Genomic DNA, 19,947 nt, shown 5'->3' with positions numbered 1-19,947 from the left:
CCCCGCCCGCCATGCGGGCGGGGCCTTCCCTCTGGCGTGCCGGGACCACACACCGGGCCCAGTGAACTCCGGGGGAGCCCCAGGGGCCGGTTGTCGGTGTTCGGGCCCGAGCCGGTCGGCCTGGAATCCAGCGGTGCCCCGGGGTCAGAGCGTCCCGGCGGTGCGTTCCGTGAGGACGCCGTCGGTCGCGTCGTGCAGAGTGCCCGTCTGCGGGCACTCCCAGACGCCCGGTTCGCCCGAACGCTCGACAAGCTTCACCCCGGACCTGCCCACCCAGCCGATCCGGCGGGCCGGCACGCCCACGACCAAGCCGAAGTCCGGCACGTCCTTCGTCACGACGGCGCCCGCCGCGACCATGGCCCAGCGCCCGATCCGGACCGGCGCGACGCAGACGGACCGAGCCCCGAGGGAGGCGCCCTCGGCGACCTGCACGCCCACGGCCTCCCAGTCGCCGCCGCGCTTCTGCTTGCCCTCGGGGTCGACGGAGCGCGGGTTGTGGTCGTTGGTGAGGACCACGGCGGGACCGATGAAGACCCCGTCGCCGAGCTCGGCCGGCTCATACACCAGGGCGTAGTTCTGCAGCTTGACGTTGTTGCCGATCTGCACCCCGGTGCCGACGTAGGCGCCACGGCCCACCACACAGCCCTCGCCGAGCCTGGCCCCCTCACGGATCTGAGCGAGCTCCCAGACGCTGCTGCCGGCGCCGATCACGGCGCTGTCGTCGACCTGAGCGGTGGGCTGAACTCTGTAGTTCACGTGTCATACCTTCCAGTGAGCGGACTTCCCGAGAGCATACGAGCCTCGGCAGTTGCGGCGACGAGGCCACCGGGCGTTCCCGCCGGGGGTACGTCCGCCCGGAAGGCACGTGTGGTGACGGCCCTCCACCCGAGTCCGTGGAAGACCCTACTTCTCGAAGGGAGACGTGGCTGGACTCGGCGCAGCGGGCTGGGCCGAGTCGCCTTGCGACGCACTGGCGGAACGGCGAGAGGTCGCGGTGCCCCCGCCCGGCCCCGCCCGACGGAGCAGGCGTTCCAGGGGGCGCTCCACCCACTGGTAGGCCATTGCCGCGACGACCAGACTGATTGCCATCGTCAGCAGCCAGAACCTCAGGATCTCGGCCTGCGATTCGGGTCGCCCCAGGTGCCGGAGGAGCGCTCTGATCACGATCTCGTGGAACAGGTACCAAGCGAAGGACCAGTGCCCGAGCCGGATCATCCAGGGGGCGTCCAGACCTGTCCTGCGGCCTCCCAGGTCAACCGTGGCAGCTGCGGCGACGAGAAGGGCGAAGACCGGTGCGGACAGCAGGTGCGAGGCGCTGTAGGGGCTGTACCAGAAGCTGTCGGGGACCGCCCGCGACCAGGGGATGAGCGCGATGTGCCCGGCTACGACGAGAGCGATGGCGACCGGGAGCCCCACCGGTGGCCGCCATCCGCGTTTGACTGCCAGACCAGCGACCACGCCGAGGACGAACTGGAGGGTGCGAGTCGGCGGGAAGTAGTCGAGCGTCCAGAGTCGGAGAGCCGGGTCGTCGAACAGTGCGCCGGAGGTCCAGATCGCCACAGGGACAGCGCACAGTGCGATGGCGCACCACGTTCTCCCGCGGGCCGAGCGCAGGAGTGGCAGCATCAGCAGCAAGGGGAACAGAAGATAGAACCAGGCTTCGTTGCTGAGCGACCAGGCGGCGGGATTGCCGCCCACGCGGTAGTGGCGCACGGGCGTCCAGGCGTTGACGAGCCCCAGTGTGGCCGCGACACCGCGGAGGGATACGTCGGTTCCCATGGCACGCCATACGGCGACGGAGGCGATGACGGAAACAGTCAGCAAGGGCCAGATCCGAGCGAAGCGTCTCCAGAAGAAGGTGACGGCAGGCACGCTCTTCCCGTCGTACGTCCAAGCCAGCACGAAGCCGGACAGGACGAAGAAGAACGTCACACCGCTGCGCCCGTACCAGGTCAGGTCGCTGATCCAGGGTAATTTTCCTGCCTGCCTCGACAGGTGGTAGCAGACGACCACCAGAGCTGCCCAGAAGCGCAGTCCGGTCAGGGAAGGAAGCCGGTCACGCGTGACTCGCGCAGATATCAGGCCGCCCGGCATTTGGTCACCATCTTCGAGTCTGGGAAGTCCCTTCGACGTGCCGTACGCATTCGTGAAAGGGATGCGTGGTGGTCGGATACCCCTGGACGCTCCAAGGAGCAGAGTACTGGGCCTCGCGGGCGCCGAGTGGACAGGACTCTCCTGCCCACTCGCACCGGGCGATTCCGTGAGCCGGCCACTCATCTTCGAAAGCCCCGAGCATGTCACGCACGCACAGCCTGAGAGGCCCGGTAGGCGGTGCGCGTCGCTGCTCGCCGATGACCGAATCGCTTCTTCCCCTGGAATGCACAGAGGCACGCGAGTCCTCCGTGATTACGACTTCCGAGCGTTCGACGACGCGTCGTGGCAGCGCGTGGTGCGGCTGATCCGACACCTGAGGCAGCCCGGAGCAGCGGTTGTGGGTCTGTCCTCCACGTCAGTCGCAGGGGTGATGGAGAGGCGAACGAAGGGCTCAGGCGGGTGGTCTCGGTGCTGGTCGGCACCAAGCCGAGGCCCACCCGCTGCGAATCCTGCGCATACGCGCAGTTACCGAATTCGCATATTCGGATGGTTCTGCATTGAGTAGTGGTGGTCGGAAAGTCACGGAAGACGAGACCGGGACAGCCTGTCGCATCCGCGGCTCGGCGACGGAGCTATTCCCCTCGGCCGAGAGTGTGCCGTAACGTCTCATTTGCGAGTGCTGTGGCAATGTGTCTGAAATCGGGTACGACGCGGCAGGGGCGAGTTCCGCGGTGCCGCGGCCCACCGCGGGAATCGAGTGGGAACGCCGAAGTGCACGTCAGTCAAAATGGGATCTTCTGAGGCGGCTGTTCCGTATTTCGCCGGAACGGAGATAGGTCGGGCGACGCGTCCCGCCCGGTTGCCGGGTGCCTCGGCCGCTCCGGACCGGTGCCGGGACCCGGTTTGACCCCCCGTACCCCCGCCCCGTAGCCTTGACCTTCGGCGTGTTTCCATGCGCCTACCCCTGAGCACATCCCTCCCGGTGGATCCGTCCCCGGGGGAGGCCGCTCATCCTTCCGGACCGTCGCGGGCCTCGGCCTGCGCGAACGGCTGGCATCAGGGGATCCGTTCCGAGTGAGAGAGAGATCCGCGTGTACGCCATCGTGCGCAGCGGTGGTCGCCAGCACAAGGTTGCTGTCGGCGACATCGTTGAGGTTGACAAGATTCCCACCGCCAAGGTTGGCGACACGGTCGAGCTCTCGACCCTGCTCGTTGTCGACGGCGACGCCGTGACCAGCGACCCCTGGGTCCTGGACGGCATCAAGGTCCAGGCCGAGATCGTGGACCACCACAAGGGCGCGAAGATCGACATCCTTCGCTACAAGAACAAGACGGGCTACCGCCGTCGCCAGGGCCACCGCCAGCAGTACACGGCGATCAAGGTCACCGGCATTCCCGCGGCTGCGAAGTAAGGGACTGAGGAGACATGGCACATAAGAAGGGCGCATCGTCCACTCGGAACGGGCGCGATTCCAATTCCCAGCGGCTCGGCGTGAAGCGCTTCGGCGGTCAGGCCGTGAACGCCGGTGAGATCCTGGTCCGCCAGCGCGGCACCCACTTCCACCCGGGCACGGGCGTCGGCCGTGGCGGCGACGACACGCTGTTCGCGCTGACCGCCGGTGCGGTGGAGTTCGGTACCCACCGCGGCCGCAAGGTCGTGAACATCGTTCCCGTCGCTGCCTGAGTCAGGCAACGACTGAACGACACAGCACCTTCCGAGGGCGGATCTCAGCTTTCCCGGTAATCGGGGAAGCGGGTCCGCCCTCGGCGCGTTACGTCAAGAGACAATCCCGTATTTTTCGGCAGTACCTGGAGGGCACCCACCATGACCACCTTCGTGGACCGCGTCGAGCTGCATGCCGCCGCGGGTAACGGAGGCCACGGCGTGGCCTCCGTGCACCGTGAGAAGTTCAAGCCGCTGGGCGGCCCCGACGGGGGCAACGGCGGCCGCGGCGGCGACGTGATCCTGGTCGTCGAGCAGGCCGTCACCACGCTGCTCGACTACCACCACCACCCCCACCGCAAGGCGACGAACGGCCAGCCCGGCGCCGGAGACAACCGTTCCGGCAAGGACGGCCAGGACCTCGTGCTGCCCGTCCCGGACGGCACCGTCGTCCTCGACAAGGCCGGTAACGTCCTCGCCGACCTGGTCGGTCAGGGCACCACCTTCGTCGCCGGCCAGGGCGGCCGCGGCGGCCTCGGCAACGCAGCGCTCGCCTCCGCCCGCCGCAAGGCGCCCGGCTTCGCGCTGCTCGGCGAGCCGGGGGAGAGCCGGGACATCGTCCTGGAGCTCAAGACCGTCGCCGACGTCGCGCTCGTGGGCTACCCGAGTGCCGGCAAGTCCTCGCTGATCTCGGTGCTCTCCGCAGCCAAGCCGAAGATCGCGGACTACCCGTTCACGACCCTCGTCCCCAACCTGGGCGTCGTCACGGCGGGCTCGACCGTCTACACCATCGCCGACGTCCCGGGGCTCATCCCGGGCGCCAGCCAGGGCAAGGGCCTCGGCCTGGAGTTCCTGCGGCACGTCGAGCGCTGCTCCGTCCTCGTGCACGTCCTGGACACCGCGACGCTGGAGTCGGACCGTGACCCGGTCTCCGACCTCGACATGATCGAGGAGGAGCTGCGGCTGTACGGCGGCCTCGAGAACCGGCCGCGCATCGTCGCCCTCAACAAGGTCGACATCCCGGACGGCCAGGACCTCGCCGACATGATCCGCCCCGACCTGGAGGCACGCGGCTACCGCGTCTTCGAGGTCTCGGCCATCGCGCACAAGGGCCTCAACGACCTCTCGTACGCCCTCGCCGGGATCATCGCCGAGGCGCGTGCCAGCAAGCCGAAGGAGGAGTCGACCCGTGTCGTCATCCGCCCCAAGGCCGTCGACGACACCGGCTTCGCCGTGACCCTGGAGGAGGACGGCATCTATCGCGTGCGCGGCGAGAAGCCCGAGCGCTGGATCCGCCAGACCGACTTCAACAACGACGAGGCCGTCGGCTACCTCGCGGACCGGCTCAACCGGCTCGGTGTCGAGGACGCGCTCCGCAAGGCGGGTGCCCAGGCCGGCGACGGCGTGGCCATCGGTGCCGAGGAGAACGCGGTCGTCTTCGACTGGGAGCCGACCATGGCCGCCGGTGCGGAGATGCTGGGCCGGCGAGGCGAGGACCACCGCCTCGAGGCTCCCCGCCCCGCCGCGCAGCGCCGTCGCGACAAGGAGTCCGAGCGCGACGACTCGCAGCGCGAGTACGACGAGTTCGACCCCTTCTAGACGAGGTGCCGGGTGCCCCCGCCGCGGGGCACCCGGATTCACAGGGAACTGCCAGGTAGGGGCGGTGCGGGGGCGACGATGTGCGAATTGCGTAACACGTCTGTGGAGTCCGTCACTCCAGTTGCGGGCCCGCCGGGCCCAACCTGCCTGGCCAGGCAGTGAACTGCGGGTTTCCCCAAGGGAAGCATTGGTAAACGTCCGCCTTGCGGGACGGTCACGGAGAGTGCGACCATCACACTGTCTCCCCCTGTCGTCGCAAGGTAGGTCGTCTGTGTCTGTGCCGCATGAAGCCAAGCCCCGGACCACAGCGGTCGTGCTCGCCGGTGGTACCGGTCAGCGCGTGGGCCTGTCGATCCCCAAGCAGCTGCTGAAGATCGCCGGTAAGGCAGTCATCGAGCACACGCTGACCATCTTCGAGAACGCCGAGGACATCGACGACGTCATCGTCCTGATGGCGCCCGGCTTCGTACCCGACGTCGAGAAGATCGTCGCCAAGGCCGGCCTGACCAAGGTCGCCAGGATCATCGAAGGCGGCAGTACGCGCAACGAGACCACCGAGCGCGCCATCGAGGCCCTCGGCGAAGGTCTCGCGGAGGGCGAGGACCGCAACGTCCTCTTCCACGACGCGGTCCGTCCTCTCCTGTCGCAGCGGGTCATCAAGGACTGCGTCGACGCCCTCGACCGCTACCAGGCGGTGGATGTGGCCATCCCGTCCGCGGACACGATCATCGTGACCCGCACCCACGGCGAGGACGGCGAATTCATCACCGAGGTCCCGGACAGGTCCCGGCTGCGCCGCGGCCAGACCCCGCAGGCGTTCAAGCTCTCCACGATCCGCAAGGCGTACGCGATCGCGGGCGGCGACCCCAACTTCCAGGCGACCGACGACTGTTCGGTCGTGCTGCGATACCTCCCCGACGTACCGATCTACGTGGTCGCGGGCGACGAGTACAACATGAAGGTGACCCAGCCGGTCGACGTCTTCATCACCGACAAGCTCTTCCAGCTGGCTTCCACGGCGGCCCCCCGCCAGGCCGACGAGGCCGCCTACCGCGAGCTGCTCTCGGGCAAGACCCTGGTCGTCTTCGGGGGTTCGTACGGCATCGGTGCCGACATCGCCACGCTGGCCGAGCAGTACGGCGCCAGCGTGTACGCCCTGGGCCGCTCCACGACCGGAACGCACGTCGAGAACCCGGAGCACGTCGACGACGCACTGTCCAAGGCGTACGCCGAGACCGGTCGCATCGACTACGTCATCAACACGGCGGGTGTGCTGCGCATCGGCAAGCTGGCCGAGACGGACAACACGACGATCCAGGAAGCGCTGAACGTCAACTACCTGGCGCCCGTCCAGATCGCCCGCGCCTCCTACAAGTACCTGGCGGAGACCCAGGGCCAGTTGCTGCTCTACACCTCCAGCAGCTACACCCGGGGCCGCGCCGAGTACAGCCTCTACTCCTCCACCAAGGCCGCCATGGTGAACCTCACGCAGGCACTGGCGGACGAGTGGGCGGGCGAGGGGATCCGGGTCAACTGCGTGAACCCCGAGCGCACCGCGACCCCCATGCGCACCAAGGCCTTCGGCCAGGAGCCGGACGGCTCGCTGCTCTCGTCCGAGGCCGTCGCGCGCACCTCGCTCGACGTGCTCCTCTCCGCGATGACCGGCCACGTCATCGACGTACGACAGCAGGACCCGACGCGTGACGCCGCAGGATCCTCCGGGTTCGAGCAGGCGCTGGCTTCGGTGTTGGACCGTCAAGAAGATGTGTAATAATTCTTGACAAATGTACTTTTTCGGGCCTCTGTGATCGCAAGGATGCGATCACAGAGGCCCGAGTGCGTGAAGCCGCATCTTCACATTTCCCTCAATACGTGAAACAACCGGCACCCCTGGAGCAGGTCCTTCGTGATTTCGACAGCCATTCGTCTGGCCCGTGTGGGCAGCCGGTCAGAACTGGCGGCAGCGATACTGATGACGCTGGGTTACCCCTGCGTCATGATCGCCGCGCTTCTCCCCGATATCTGGTTCTTCGCGGCGGCCGCGGCTGTCACGTACGCCGCGGACTGGTACCTGCACCACCGGGGCAGCTACCTGATCAACAGGCTCGGAAAGGTGCGGGCGGGGCTCTCCATCCGCTTCCTGCTCCGTCAGCTGATGATCATCCTGCTGCTGGCCCGCCTGGACCTCGCTGAGGAACCGCTGTTCTTCGTGGCGGTCGCCGGTTTCCTCGTCTTCTACGGCCTGCAGGCCCCGCAGGGTGCGCTGACGACCCTGATCCGGCTGCGCCGCACGATGCCGATCGTCACCCGCAACATCGACCTGCACGCCGTCCGCATCCCCGACGCGCCGCCGCGCACCCTTCTGCACCGCTCCGCCGAGAAGATGCTCCACCTCGACGTCCCGGCCGTGGCCGGCATCGTGGTCGCCGCCGGCACGGGCGAGTATCTCCTGGGGTACATCGGCGCCGGGGTCACCGTGCTGCTGGCCGTCGTCTACACCGCCCTGCTCGTCCCGTACCTGCGCCGGTCCCGCCGGGTGCCGGCGGCCCCCGCCGTGCTCAAGGCCCTGGACACCTGGCTCGGCGAGTACCAGCCGACCGTCGTGCTCTACTTCTCCGGTTCCAACGAGTCCGCGTACCAGGGCAACATGTGGCTGGACACGATGGCCGCCGTCGAGGGACGCCCGCTCATCGTCATGCGCGAGCGCAACCTGGTCTCCCAGCTCGCCGACACCGCGGTCCCCGTGCTCTGCGTCCCCGCCGGGACGCACCTGATGAACCTGGACCTGTCCACCGTCCGGGTCTGCCTGTACCCCGCCAACGTCGGCAAGAACATCCACATGCTGCGCGTCCCGACGATGAAGCACGTCTTCATCGGGCACGGCGACAGCGACAAGCTGGCCAGCGTCAACCCCTACTCCAAGGTGTACGACGAGGTGTGGACGGCCGGCCGTGCGGGCCGCGACCGGTACGCGCTGGCCGACGTGGGCATCCGGGACGAGGACATCGTCGAGGTCGGACGCCCGCAGCTGGCGCCCATCGAGACCTGGACCGGCGCGGCGAGGAACCCCATCCCCACGGTGCTGTACGCCCCCACCTGGGAGGGCTGGGACGACAACCCGGGCAACACCTCGCTGCTGCTCGCCGGTGAGAACATCGTCCGCCGCCTGCTGGAGGCGGACAAGCCCGTCCGGGTCATCTACAAGCCGCACCCCTTCACCGGTATCCGCAGTGCCAAGGCCAAGGCCGTCCACGGCCGGATCAAGGCCCGCATCGCCAGGGCTGCCCAGGAACGCGCCGCCGACCCGCGCTGGGCGAAGGAGGCCTCCGCGGCCGCGGCCGGACAGAGCGCGGCCCGGGCCGAGCTCGCCCGGATCGAGTCCGGGCTGGCCGCGTTGGCGCAGCCCGGCCGGTCCGGCGGCGACGAGTCGGAGGAGTCGCGGGTCTCGCTCGCCGACCCCGCGCGCCAAGCCGAGATCGCCACGCTGCGGGCCGAATGGAACGACGCCTACTGGCGCTCCTTCGGCTGGTGGGAGCACCGGACGGTGTCCGGCGCGCAGCCGAAGCTGTACGACTGCTTCAACCAGTCCGACGCCATGGTCTCGGACATCTCCAGCGTGGTCTCCGACTTCATCGCGAGCGGCAAGCCGTACGCGGTGACGGACTCGGGCGAGCTCGGCGAGGAGGAGTTCAAGCGTCAGAACACCGCCGTACGGGCCGCCGTGATCCTCTCCAACAGCGCCGAGGAGATCGACGGGCTGCTGGACGCCGTCTCCGACGCGTCGGCGGACCCGCTGAAGGAAGCCCGCCACGAGCTCAAGAGCTACCTGCTGGGCCCGGACGAGCCGACGTCGATGGAACAGTTCAACGCCGCTGTGCGGGCGCTGGCCGCCAAGGCCGAGGCGCGCAACGCGGGCGTCGCCCAGCGGATCGGTGTGCAGGCGGCACCCCTGCCCGACCCGGAGGCCGCGTCCAGCGGTGCGGGGGACGGAAGGGCGGAGGCGGTCGCCGAGGCCGAGGCCGCGGCCGATCCGGATGCCGACGCGGGAGTCGGCGCCGGGCCCACGGTGGCTCACTGACCCTCAGGGGTGATCCAGCCGTCATCCAGATGTTCGAAAGACGTCCGGATCGCGACGCAACCTTCTCGACGGCCCGTCCGTCTCCTCCTGCGGGAGGGGAACGTACGGGCCGTTCGGCGTGTCTGGGGACAGAGCGCACGATGAGGCATCGTTCTATCGTTTCTCCTGATTGATACGGATATGTGCGAACCGGGGAGCGATGACCACCAGCAAGCCAGATGTCAGCATCGTCATAGGGGCCTACGAGGCGATGCCCTATCTGATCCGATGCCTGGAGTCGGTCGAGGCGCAGACGCTTCCCGCCGGGCGCATGGAGATCATCGCCGTGGACGACGGTTCGACGGACGGAACCGGGGAGTACCTCGAGGAATTCGCCGCCCGGACCGCCGTCCCGATGCGCGTCGTCCGCCAGGAGAACTCGGGCGGGCCCAGCGGCCCCCGCAACGTCGGTCTCGGCCTCGCCCGGGGCAGGTATGTCTTCTTCCTCGACGCGGACGACTACTTCGGTGAGGAGGCCCTGGAGCGCATGGTCTCCATGGGCGACCGGGCCGGCACGGACGTGGTGCTCGGAAAGGTCGTCGGCGTCAACCGCGGCGCGGCCAAGTCGATGTGGAAGGAGACCGTCGAACGGGCGGACCTCTATTCCTCCAACATCAAATTCACGCTGAGCGCCCAGAAGCTGTTCCGGCGGGAACTCCTCGTGCGGCTCGGGATGACCTTCGACGAAGGGCTGAAGACGGGCGAGGACGCCCTCTTCACCATGGAGGCGTATCTGCGGGGCAGCGGGGTCTCCGTCGTCGCCGACTACACCTGCTACTACCTGGTGGGCCGCGACGACGGCAAACACGTGACGAAGAGCGGCAGCTATCTGCTGCGCTTCGACTCGGCCCGGGCGCTCATGGGGCTCATCGCCGCCCATGTCCCGCCGGGGCCCCGGCGGGACGCGCTGATGGTGCGGCCGTTCGTCATCACACTGCTCCCGCAGTTCGGGCCGGCCCTGCTGAGGCAGTCCGAGGCCGTACGGGAGAAGAAGATGCAGCTGGCCGCACCGCTGCTGGACGCCTACTGGTCGGCGGGCCTGGCCCGCCGGCTGAAGGTCCACGAGCGGCTGCGGCTCGCCTGTGTGTCGAAGGGCCGGCTCGACCTGCTCCTGGACGTCCTGCAGTTCATGCGGGACAAGGAGGAACCCAAGGCCGTCCGCAAGGGCGCCCGGGGCCGGCTGTACCTGGCCTACCCGCACTTCGGCGAGGGGACCGTCCTTCCCGACGCCGCCTACGAGGTGACCGTCACCGAACGGATCGGCGGCCGGAGGATCGATGTGCCGGAGCGTCAGTCCACTGCCGCCTTCCTGCGGCGCCTGGCACGCAAGGTGCGCAGGACGGCCCGGGCGGTCCTGCACGTGCCGCGGAGGGCGCACAAGGTCTGAGACCCCGCGCGGGGCGGCGGCAGTGGACGTGCTTCCTCACTGTTCGGGGCGCAGGAGCCTCCGGACGGGGCGACCCACCACACGCCGGGCACGCCGGTAGGCCGACGGCCACGCGGCGGCTCCGTCGCCCGCCTGCACCTTGATGCTGACCGGGGAGGCCTTCTTGGCGAGCTGGCTCCGCAACTTGCTGTTCTGCTCGGTCAGTTCCTCCATCCGGCCCCGCATCCAGCTGAAGCGGCCGGCCAGCGACGCGGGGTCGCTGTCGATCCACGGGCTGACGGCCGGCGGAAGGGTGAGCTTGCTCAGCTGCGCGTCGAAGGCGGCGCCGCCGTCCCCGTGGGTGAAGGTGTTCTCCAGGCCGTTCCGCTCCATGAAGCCGGTGAAGCGGAGGAAGCGTTCCTTGTGACCGTTCACGAGGTCGCCGAAGTCGGCCGCCGCGTACAGCTCCGCGGGGTCGATGTTCTTGGGGGTCTCGGAGATCTTGCGGTGGGGGATGCCGAAGTACCGGCACAGCTCCAGGGTCCGGGAGTCGCTGCAGAGCACGGTGCTCGGAACGCCGGCCAGCAGTGCCGCGATGTTGCCGTGGATGCGCGAGCCGAACGAGAAGTCGAATTCCCGCAGGTCGCTGATCCAGGTGGCCGGGTCGACGTAGATCCGGACCTTGCCCTCGCGGTACATGGGGTGGGACGGGTGGGTGGGCATCGAGGTCAGTGCGCCGATCGGGTTCGACGTCTCCCGCCAGTGCAGCAGCTCGGCCTCGAGGAGGTTCTGCCCGACGAACCGCAGATGCGGATAGCGCTCGTGGGCCTGCCGGATGATGGCGTCGAGGCCGTGCGAACGGACGGCGCTGTGCGAGCCGTTCACCGAGATGCGGGACTCGGCGGTGAGCGCCTCGGCCCCCTTCTCGATTTGGAACGTGTCACCGTTCATGAACATGGAGGGGCAGCCGATGACCTCGACGTCCCGGAAGCCCATGTCCTTGAGGTACTGCTCCGTGAATTCGCCCCGTACGCCGATGGACGCGCTGCGGTTGAGCACCTCCGTGACGAATTCCCTGACGGTCGGCTCCATCGGCTTCAGCCGCGACGCGTTGTACTGCAGGTCGGCCTGAGCGCCGACCCCCAGGACCACCACCGGGATGCGCAGCTTCTTGATCAGCTGCGTCATCCGCTGCAGTGGACGCTCGAACGTCGGACGGAAGGCGTTCGCCAGGGGCACGACGAACGCGTCGTACTCCTCGTTGATCCGCGCGGCCTCGGACGCGACCGTGCGGATGCCGTTGGAGGAGACCTCTGCCCGCGGAGTCATCAGAAGCTTGTGCGCCGCGTCGCTGAAGATCAGGTTGCCCGCGTTCGTCGCGAAGACGTCTCTGTGGAGGGATTGTTCGAGTGAGTCCACATCGAAGGGGCTCTTGCCCGATCTGAGAAGAATGCGCTTTTTGCGGGTAGGTTCATCAGTCACGCGTAAAGCGTAGCCCGATGAATGACCGGTGGAGATTACGTAAATGGCTCATTTCTGCGGCATGCCCCGAGTCGCTCCCGAGGCGCGCGGTGCGGTAAGTGCAGGACGGTGTGCCGCAGGCGGGGCGGAAACCGGGTAGGGACAGGGGTGGAAGCCGGGCGGGGCGGACGCCGTGACCCGGGCCCGTTCGGGCGCTGAGACGGTTCGGCGGGTGCGTCGTCGCCTCGCGTAGATTGGGGCAACCGAGCAGGACGACGTGATGGGGACGGGCGTACGTGTCAGGGGCAAGGGAAACCGAAGGCGTACTCGGCACCTCCTCCACGGAGGGGGCGGCGCGGAGGCCGGGCGTGACCGACGCCCGCAGGATCGTGGTCAAGGTCGGATCCTCCTCGCTCACCACAGCGTCCGGAGGCCTGGACGCCGACCGTGTCGACGCCCTCGTCGACGTGCTCGCCAAGGCCAGGAGCGGCGGTGAGTGCGAGATCGTCCTCGTCTCCAGCGGCGCCATCGCGGCCGGCCTCGCCCCGCTCGGGCTCGTCCGCAGGCCCAAGGACCTGGCCCGCCAGCAGGCCGCGGCCAGCGTCGGCCAGGGACTGCTCGTCGCCCGGTACACCGCCTCCTTCGCCCGTTACGGCGTACGTGTCGGCCAGGTGCTCCTCACCGCCGACGACACCAGTCGGCGAGCCCACTACCGCAACGCGTACAGCACCCTCGACCAGCTCCTGGAGATGGGCGCGGTCCCCGTCGTCAACGAGAACGACACCGTGGCCACGGACGAGATCCGGTTCGGCGACAACGACCGGCTTGCCGCGCTCGTCGCCCATCTCGTCCACGCCGACCTCCTCGTCCTCCTCTCCGACGTCGACGGCCTCTACGACGGCGACCCCAGCACGCCCGGTACCTCCCGCATCGCCGAGGTGGGCGGACCGGCGGACCTGGAGGGCGTCACGATCGGCAGCACAGGCAAGGCGGGCGTGGGCACCGGAGGCATGGTCACCAAGGTCGAGGCCGCGCGGATTGCCACCGCGGCCGGAGTCCCGGTCGTCCTCACCTCCGCCGGCCGGGTCGCCGACGCCCTCGCGGGCCGTGACACCGGTACGTACTTCCACCGCACCGGACGCCGCTCGGCGGACCGGCTGCTCTGGCTGGCCCACGCCTCGACCCCGCAGGGCGCGCTCACGCTCGACGACGGGGCCGTGAAGGCCGTCGTCGAGCGCCGCACCTCGCTGCTCCCGGCCGGGATCAGCGCGGTCGAGGGCGAATTCTCCGCGGGCGACCCGGTGGAACTGCGTGACCCCGCGGGGCGGGCCGTCGCCCGCGGACTCGTCAACTTCGACGCCAAGGAGATCCCCCAGCTGCTGGGCCGCTCCACCCGTGACCTGGCACGCGAACTGGGCCCCGCCTACGAGCGCGAGGTCGTACACAGGGACGATCTCGTCGTCCTCGTGCCCCGCCCGGCCCCCTGAATCGGCTGAAAGTCCAGCCTTCGGGCGGAGACCTTCACCAAAACCGCCCCAAGCCCCGCCCCGGGCTGGTCAACTTTGTCACGGGGACACACGGGTCAGCACAGCTACGCATTCACAGGAGGCCGCCGGTGAGACGAGCGCGCCCGGGGGCGCCGCCCCGCGGCACGGGCAGCCGTGCCCTGACCAGTGTCGGGGCAGGGGCCGACTTCGGCGGCCCGTCCACCGACCGGAACCTCGAGCAGGAGCCGGTGGTGACGAGCGAGGAACGGACCCGGTCCAAGCTGTGGCACATCACCCTCAGCGTCTCCGGCGGCGAAACCCCGCTGAAGGAGGTCAGGCGCGGGCTCGAACAGCTGGCGCACGACCACCCGTTCCTGCTGACCAGTCGGTATGCCAACGACCACGCGGAGGTCCGCTACTGGGAAGAGGCGCGGGACCTCCACGACGCGGCGGCCGTGGCGCTGCGGCTGTGGGGGGAGCACCGCTCCAGCGCCGGACTTCCGCCCTGGGAGATCGTCGGCCTGGAGGTCATCGACCGCGAGACCTACCATCAGCGCGTCGCCGAGGGCTACGGTCCGCCGCCGGCGGCCCCGATCGGTGTGCACCCGTACTGACGGCGACGCCCGTCTCGCATCACGGGATACGTGACGGATGCCCGCAGTGTGCGCACTACCCTGCGCACATGACCACGCTCTCGCCGTACGACAACATGTCCCCGGTCGTCCAGGCCGCCTACCGGGCACGTGCAGCCGCCGCCGACATCGCGCCACTCCCGCGCGCGGCGAAGGACGACGCGCTTCTGGCGATCGCGGACGCGCTCGAAGTGCGCACCGGCGAGATCATCGAGGCCAACGCCGAGGACGTGGCGCGCGCCCGCGAGGCCGGGACGAGCGAGTCGGTCGTCGACCGCCTCACGCTCACCCCCGAGCGGATCCGCGCGATCGCCGCCGATGTGCGCGAGGTGGCGGCGCTGCCCGACCCGGTCGGCGAAGTGGTCCGCGGTTCCACCCTCCCCAACGGCATCGACCTGCGCCAGGTGCGGGTGCCGCTCGGGGTGGTCGGCATCATCTACGAGGCCCGGCCCAACGTGACGGTGGACGCCGCCGCCCTCTGCCTGAAGTCCGGCAACGCCGTACTGCTGCGCGGATCCTCATCGGCGTACGCCTCCAACAGCGCCCTCGTACGGGTGCTCCGCGACGCGGTGGGCGGGTCAGGTCTCCCGGCCGACGCGGTGCAGCTCGTCCCGGGGGAGAACCGCGACTCGGTCCGCGAACTGATGCGCGCCCGCGGCCTGGTCGACGTACTGATCCCGCGCGGCGGCGCCTCCCTGATCCGCACGGTCGTGGAGGAGTCCACGGTCCCGGTCATCGAGACCGGGACCGGCAACTGCCACGTGTACGTGGACGCGCAGACCGACCTCGACATGGCCGTCGACATCCTGATCAACTCCAAGGCGCAGCGCCCGAGCGTCTGCAACGCCGCCGAGACGCTCCTGGTGCACAAGGACGTCGCCGCGGACTTCCTGCCGCGGGCCCTGGAGGCACTGGCCGGTGCCGGGGTGACCGTGCACGGTGACGAGCGGGTGCTGGAGTACGCCGAGGACTCCGAGGCCACCGTCGTCGCGGCGACGGCGGAGGACTGGGAGACCGAGTACCTCTCGTACGACATCGCGGCCGCGGTCGTCGAGTCGCTCGAGGCCGCCGTGGCGCACATCCGCCTCTGGTCGTCCGGCCACACCGAAGCGATCGTCACCACCTCGCAGGCCGCGGCCCGCCGGTTCACCCAGTTGGTCGATTCCACGACCGTCGCCGTGAACGCGTCCACGCGCTTCACGGACGGCGGGCAGTTCGGATTCGGCGCCGAGATCGGCATCTCCACGCAGAAGCTGCACGCCCGCGGCCCGATGGGGCTGCCGGAGCTCACGTCGACGAAGTACATCGTCACGGGCGACGGTCACATCCGCTAGCAGGGTGGGCCCGGTGCGCCGGTGCGGCCACGGCGGGGAGTCTGCGGGCTCTCTGCCCAAATCGCCCCGCCGGGGCTACGCTGAAGCCGTGCCGGACGACGTGGGGGGCAGGCCGTTCCCGGACGGCGGGGAGCCCGACGACGACCGCGGGGGCGCGGACGAGGACTTCGCCGCCGTGGTGTTCGACGAGGACTTCGTACAGTCGGCCGAGATGCACGAACCCACCGCGGTGGAGCGTCTGCTCGCCGCCGCGCAGGCCCGCGCCGAGGCCGAGGCCGGCCGGGCACGCGCCGGCGGCGGCGCGAAGGACGACGACCTCTACGACGGCTACGGGCCGGATGCCGTGTACGGCCGCGAGAGGCCCTTCGGGGATGCCTGTGACCCCGACGGGTCCTATTACGACGACGAGGGCGACCGAGGCCCGTACGGGCGCCACGGCGGCGCACTGCGCCCCTACCGGGGCTCCGCACGCTGGCACCGGCCGGTCGCCTGGCTGCTCGCCCTGCTGATGGGGATCGGCATGGTCGCGCTGGCCTTCAGCGCCGTCTACCGAGGGTCCGGGGGCAGCCGCCAGGAGCAGGTGCCACCCCCGGCCACGAGCGGCGTCGACGCACCGGGCGCGGCCCCGTCCGCATCGGCCGACTACTCACGCCCGGCGGTCTCCGCGGTCCCGCGCACGCCGTGAGCTCCGACCGCCGCGCGGGGCGCAGGAGCGCGGCAGGGCTGGTGTACCGGACGGGGCGGTGCACGTAACGGGACGGGTGCCCGGTCGGTCGGCCGGCACGAAGCGTCAGGCGCGCGGCAGGGCGGCAGGCGGCACTGCGGCGGGCTCCGGGGCACGGGAGGCGGGTGCGGAGGGCTCCGGGGCGCGGAGGGCGGTGCGCGCAGCCGGGCGCTGGGTCCGGCGCCTCGGCGTGCTGCGTCTCCCGCGCGGCTCAGGGCCGCCGCGGGCGGGGCGGAGGCTCCAGGTGGGGCGGAGAATCAGGCCGGACGGAAGGCCCCGGGACAGCCCTCGGCCGGCTCCGGCTCCTGCCCGTGTGGCCCCGCGGCCCACACGGATGGCCCACCGCCCCCATGCGGGCCGTACGGAGACGTCGGGCGGCGCGGCGCCGTCGCCGATGACCGTCCCCAGGGGGCAGGTGTGCCCGCGCGATCAGGCGCCCTGACCTCTCGTGCGACCGACGGTGCCTCCACCGGCGCGAGTGACCACGGCGTCTCCGGCGCTCCCGCTCACGCTCCTGTCCCGCATTCCCGCCTGCGCTCCCACCTGCGGCGCGTTTACCTTGATGACGATCGACCCAATCTGAAGGTAGGACCCCGGTCCCTCCTCCCGCCCCCGTCCCCGGGGAGAGGGCCACTCATCTGTTCCTGTGTCCATCGAACCCGTGACGGACAGGTCCGCCCGAAGCGTCAGCCGAGGCGGACCCCGGCGCCCGCCCTCGTCGGCGGCGCGGAGATCGGGAGACGTCATGACAGGCCGCGGAGAACCGCCGGAAGGTCCGCCCGAGAACCCCTCGGGCGGCGAGGACGAGTACCGCTCCCTCGTCTTCGACGAATCGTTCGTCCGTGCCGCACGGCTGCAGGAATTCTCCGCACGGGAACGAATGGGTGAACCCGCACGCGCCGTACGCTCCCTGCCCCGCGGTGGCCCCCGTCGGCGTTCCCGGGCCGCCATCGCCCTCGTCGTGCTGATCGCGCTGGCGTTCGCCACCGCCGTGTACATCGGCTTCCGCAACCCCTATCCCACGCCCGTCGGCCGGCACGCCGAGCCGCTGCGGACGACCGTGATCCCCCTCGCTCCGCGGGGCGAGGTGCCCGGCGGAACACCTGACGTCCTGCTCGACGAAGGCCCGGCGGCGGAATTCCGGACGGGCGCCGCGGGAATCAACCTGCCGGCCGTCCGGCGGACCAAGAACTTCTCGGACACTCAGGTGACCATTGCCCTGACCACGGTGAAGGACTACCTGGTGGAGTCATCCCTCGACCCCGACGTGCTCACCGGCGGGGTCGTCCGGCCGGTGGGGAGACTGCTCGACCCGGAGCAGACGGCCCAGTTCGACCGGAGTGTGAACGCACCGGCCGACGACGGCGAGCACATGGCCACGGGCTGGCTGGTGCGCTTCGACCCGGCCGAAGTCGAACTGGCCGACCCCGAGATCCGGGTGCAGGGGACCCTCGCCTACGCGGAGGCGGGATCCGACACCTTGGAGGTGGTGTCCGACCACACCTTCACGTACACGCTGCGGTCCGCCGTACCGGGCCCTCACCGGACGGACGACGCCTCACTGTTCACCGTGCGGCGCGTGCTGCACTTCCTCGTCGACCGCGAGGATCTCCGGCTGCGCCGACTGGAGATGCGCAGCGCCCAGGTCCAGGCCGGACCGCAGTCCTGCTCGGCCGACGCGGCAGGCGCCCTGCGTCCGCTGCTCGCCGGCGAGCAGGCGGACCTACGGGGGCCGGCCGGCACCGACCCGTACACCAGGGGCCTGCCCATGGTGGCCCTTTGCGGGACGCTGGAAGTCAGCTCCCCGTCCCCGGGCCCTCCTCCGGGTCCGGACGCCGCCAAGTCCCCTCGGAGCCGCCCGTAGCGTCCCCGGCCGGGGCGTCGCCCTTTCCGGCGCTCCCACCGGCCGCGCCGCTCCCGCCGGTGAACCTGTCGCGGAGCTTCCCGCCCAGGTCGCCCGCACCGCCCGCGATGTCACCCACGAGCTTCATCAGCGGGTCCTTGCTGGTGCGCACCGTGTCCGCGTAGTGCGAAGCGGACTCCCGGAAGGAGTCCGTCACCGACGTGTCCTTGTCCTCGTCGCGCCGGGGGTAGTGGCCGTCCATGACGCGCTGGTAGTCCCGGGTCTCCGACCACTTCTTCAGCTCAGCGGCACGCACCGTGGTGAAGGGGTGCGACCTCGGCAGCACGTTGAGGATCTTGAGAACGGAGTCGCGGAGGTCGCCGCCCTTCTCGTACTCGTCCGCCTGGGCGAGGAAGGCGTCCACGTTCATCTCGTGGAGGTGATTGCCGCCCGCGATCTTCATCAGACCGCGCATCGAGGCCTGCAGGTCCTGCCCGACCAGCAGCCCGGCCCGGTCTGCGGACAGCTCCGACTTGCGGAACCACTCGCGCAGCGCGGTCACGATGGCCATGATCGCGACGTTGCCGAGCGGGATCCACGCCACCTTGACCGCGAGGCCGGTGAGGAAGAGCAATATCGTGCGGTACACCGCGTGACCGGAGAGCGCGTGTCCGACCTCGTGACCGACGACGGCGCGCATCTCCTCCTCGTCGAGCAGCTCGACCAGCCCGGTCGTCACCACGATGATCGGCTCGTCGATACCGATGCACATGGCGTTGGGCTTCGGGTCCTGGGTGACGTACATCGGCGGGACCTTCTTGAGGTCCAGGATGTAACACGCGTCCCTCAGCATGTCGTTGAGGTGCGCGAACTGGGCGTCGCTCACCCGGACGGAGTCGGACAGGAAGAGCAGCCGCAGACTGCGCTCGGGGAGCAGCCCGCTGAGCGCCTTGAACACGGTGTCGAAACCGCTCAGCTTGCGCAGGGCCACCAAGGCGGAGCGGTCCGCCGGATGCTCGTAGGCACGCGAGGAGATGCCCGGGAATCGCATGCGCTGCCTGCTCGGCACGTTCTCGTGACTGCTGTCGGTCATGGATGGCCCCCTGTTCGTACGAGACGTAGCTCGTCCCCCTGACACATGCCAGCGTAGGTGCTGGCGCTACGGTGTGCGGGGGGCTGTGGATAACTTTGAGGAGCGCCCGAAATGCCGCACACCGCCGCACTGCTCGCCGCCGTGTCCGAGGATCAGGGGCCTGGCAGTACGCTCCGCGTCGTGCTCGTCGTGTCGCTCCTCGGAGCCGTCCTGCTCGCCTGGTTCCTGCTGCGCGGATACCGCAACGATGACAACAACGACTGAGTCGGCGTGAGCGTGCCCGTGACGCCCGCATACGATGTGCGCGACGTCTTCCTTCCGACTCCCGATCGATAGGTCCTGCAGAAGATGAGCCTCACGAGCACCGCGCACCAGATGGTCACCCTCGCCTCCGAGGGCGGCGAGCACAGCGGCAACCACGAAAGCCTCAGCCCGTACCTCACCGGTGGCGGCGCGCTCGTCGTGCTGCTGATTCTGCTGTGGATCACCACCCGCTTCAACCGAGACCGCTGAGGCGCAGGCGAACAGTTGTGC

General features: G+C 69.7%; 17 protein-coding genes. 13 read left to right on the top strand and 4 right to left on the bottom strand.

Annotation, left to right across the window (positions count from 1 at the left end):
• Positions 1-144 precede the first annotated feature (144 nt).
• On the bottom strand, positions 145-756 hold the full coding sequence (locus OG927_RS10815; RefSeq protein ID WP_056785496.1) for an acyltransferase: 612 nt from the start codon (positions 754-756) through the stop codon (positions 145-147).
• Positions 757-903: 147 nt separating this feature from the next.
• Positions 904-2,094 carry an acyltransferase family protein gene (locus OG927_RS10810; protein WP_209470545.1) on the bottom strand — a complete coding sequence of 397 codons (1,191 nt, stop codon included), beginning with the start codon at positions 2,092-2,094 and terminating at the stop codon, positions 904-906.
• 1,091 nt (positions 2,095-3,185) lie between these two features.
• Between OG927_RS10810 and rplU the strand changes: the two genes are divergently transcribed.
• From rplU to OG927_RS10780, 6 genes are all read left to right on the top strand, one after another.
• Positions 3,186-3,506 (top strand): 50S ribosomal protein L21, encoded by a 321-nt coding sequence (gene rplU, locus OG927_RS10805; RefSeq protein ID WP_018551604.1) that lies wholly within the window; start codon positions 3,186-3,188, stop codon positions 3,504-3,506.
• A 14-nt stretch (positions 3,507-3,520) separates the two neighbouring features.
• Positions 3,521-3,778 carry a 50S ribosomal protein L27 gene (gene rpmA, locus OG927_RS10800; RefSeq protein WP_056785490.1) on the top strand — a complete coding sequence of 86 codons (258 nt, stop codon included), beginning with the start codon at positions 3,521-3,523 and terminating at the stop codon, positions 3,776-3,778.
• Positions 3,779-3,919: 141 nt separating this feature from the next.
• A complete protein-coding gene (obgE, locus tag OG927_RS10795; protein ID WP_056785487.1) occupies positions 3,920-5,356 on the top strand; it encodes a GTPase ObgE in 1,437 nt (478 codons plus the stop codon).
• A 271-nt stretch (positions 5,357-5,627) separates the two neighbouring features.
• On the top strand, positions 5,628-7,127 hold the full coding sequence (locus OG927_RS10790; protein ID WP_056785484.1) for a bifunctional cytidylyltransferase/SDR family oxidoreductase: 1,500 nt from the start codon (positions 5,628-5,630) through the stop codon (positions 7,125-7,127).
• 225 nt (positions 7,128-7,352) lie between these two features.
• Positions 7,353-9,434, top strand: a complete 2,082-nt coding sequence (locus tag OG927_RS10785) for a hypothetical protein (protein ID WP_330320058.1) — start codon at positions 7,353-7,355, stop codon at positions 9,432-9,434.
• Between the two features lie 199 nt (positions 9,435-9,633).
• Positions 9,634-10,860: a glycosyltransferase family 2 protein gene (locus OG927_RS10780; protein ID WP_330320057.1), complete on the top strand. Its 1,227-nt coding sequence runs from the start codon at positions 9,634-9,636 to the stop codon at positions 10,858-10,860.
• 36 nt (positions 10,861-10,896) lie between these two features.
• Here the strand turns inward: OG927_RS10780 and OG927_RS10775 are convergent, their stop codons facing one another.
• Positions 10,897-12,321 (bottom strand): polysaccharide pyruvyl transferase family protein, encoded by a 1,425-nt coding sequence (locus tag OG927_RS10775; protein WP_124282397.1) that lies wholly within the window; start codon positions 12,319-12,321, stop codon positions 10,897-10,899.
• A gap of 347 nt (positions 12,322-12,668) precedes the next feature.
• On the opposite strand from OG927_RS10775, the gene proB reads away from it, so the two are divergent.
• From proB to OG927_RS10750, 5 genes are all read left to right on the top strand, one after another.
• On the top strand, positions 12,669-13,787 hold the full coding sequence (gene proB, locus OG927_RS10770; protein WP_056785470.1) for a glutamate 5-kinase: 1,119 nt from the start codon (positions 12,669-12,671) through the stop codon (positions 13,785-13,787).
• 128 nt (positions 13,788-13,915) lie between these two features.
• Entirely contained in the window at positions 13,916-14,401 is a 486-nt protein-coding gene (locus tag OG927_RS10765; RefSeq protein WP_056785469.1) for a hypothetical protein, read from the top strand.
• A gap of 68 nt (positions 14,402-14,469) precedes the next feature.
• Positions 14,470-15,753 carry a glutamate-5-semialdehyde dehydrogenase gene (locus tag OG927_RS10760; RefSeq protein ID WP_124282398.1) on the top strand — a complete coding sequence of 428 codons (1,284 nt, stop codon included), beginning with the start codon at positions 14,470-14,472 and terminating at the stop codon, positions 15,751-15,753.
• Positions 15,754-15,841: 88 nt separating this feature from the next.
• Positions 15,842-16,438 carry an SCO2584 family spore wall biosynthesis protein gene (locus OG927_RS10755; protein WP_056785465.1) on the top strand — a complete coding sequence of 199 codons (597 nt, stop codon included), beginning with the start codon at positions 15,842-15,844 and terminating at the stop codon, positions 16,436-16,438.
• A 784-nt stretch (positions 16,439-17,222) separates the two neighbouring features.
• The gene (locus OG927_RS10750) at positions 17,223-18,341 is read left to right on the top strand and encodes an SCO2583 family membrane protein (RefSeq protein ID WP_056785460.1); all 1,119 of its coding nucleotides are present in this window, start codon (positions 17,223-17,225) and stop codon (positions 18,339-18,341) included.
• Here the strand turns inward: OG927_RS10750 and OG927_RS10745 are convergent.
• A complete protein-coding gene (locus tag OG927_RS10745) occupies positions 18,274-19,413 on the bottom strand; it encodes a M48 family metallopeptidase (RefSeq protein ID WP_056785456.1) in 1,140 nt (379 codons plus the stop codon). The genes OG927_RS10750 and OG927_RS10745 overlap by 68 nt on opposite strands.
• A gap of 111 nt (positions 19,414-19,524) precedes the next feature.
• On the opposite strand from OG927_RS10745, the gene OG927_RS10740 reads away from it, so the two are divergent.
• Together OG927_RS10740 and OG927_RS10735 are read left to right on the top strand one after the other, a co-directional pair.
• Positions 19,525-19,677, top strand: coding sequence for a hypothetical protein (locus OG927_RS10740; RefSeq protein WP_164494186.1), 153 nt, complete (start codon positions 19,525-19,527; stop codon positions 19,675-19,677).
• Positions 19,678-19,761: 84 nt separating this feature from the next.
• Entirely contained in the window at positions 19,762-19,926 is a 165-nt protein-coding gene (locus OG927_RS10735; protein WP_164494187.1) for a hypothetical protein, read from the top strand.
• Positions 19,927-19,947: the final 21 nt, after the last annotated feature.

It is taken from the genome of Streptomyces clavifer (assembly GCF_036345975.1).
GTDB classification, from domain to species: Bacteria; Actinomycetota; Actinomycetes; order Streptomycetales; family Streptomycetaceae; genus Streptomyces; species Streptomyces clavifer.
This window is presented reverse-complemented; position numbering and strand designations above follow the sequence as displayed.

Coding starts and splice junctions, on each gene's coding strand:
- OG927_RS10780 (WP_330320057.1), top strand. CDS start 9,634: ATGACCACCAGCAAGCCAGATGTCAGCATCGTCATAGGGGCCTACGAG.
- OG927_RS10735 (WP_164494187.1), top strand. CDS start 19,762: ATGAGCCTCACGAGCACCGCGCACCAGATGGTCACCCTCGCCTCCGAG.
- OG927_RS10785 (WP_330320058.1), top strand. CDS start 7,353: ATGATCGCCGCGCTTCTCCCCGATATCTGGTTCTTCGCGGCGGCCGCG.
- obgE (WP_056785487.1), top strand. CDS start 3,920: ATGACCACCTTCGTGGACCGCGTCGAGCTGCATGCCGCCGCGGGTAAC.
- OG927_RS10740 (WP_164494186.1), top strand. CDS start 19,525: ATGCCGCACACCGCCGCACTGCTCGCCGCCGTGTCCGAGGATCAGGGG.
- rpmA (WP_056785490.1), top strand. CDS start 3,521: ATGGCACATAAGAAGGGCGCATCGTCCACTCGGAACGGGCGCGATTCC.
- OG927_RS10750 (WP_056785460.1), top strand. CDS start 17,223: ATGACAGGCCGCGGAGAACCGCCGGAAGGTCCGCCCGAGAACCCCTCG.
- OG927_RS10810 (WP_209470545.1), bottom strand. CDS start 2,094: ATGCCGGGCGGCCTGATATCTGCGCGAGTCACGCGTGACCGGCTTCCT.
- OG927_RS10745 (WP_056785456.1), bottom strand. CDS start 19,413: ATGACCGACAGCAGTCACGAGAACGTGCCGAGCAGGCAGCGCATGCGA.
- OG927_RS10760 (WP_124282398.1), top strand. CDS start 14,470: ATGACCACGCTCTCGCCGTACGACAACATGTCCCCGGTCGTCCAGGCC.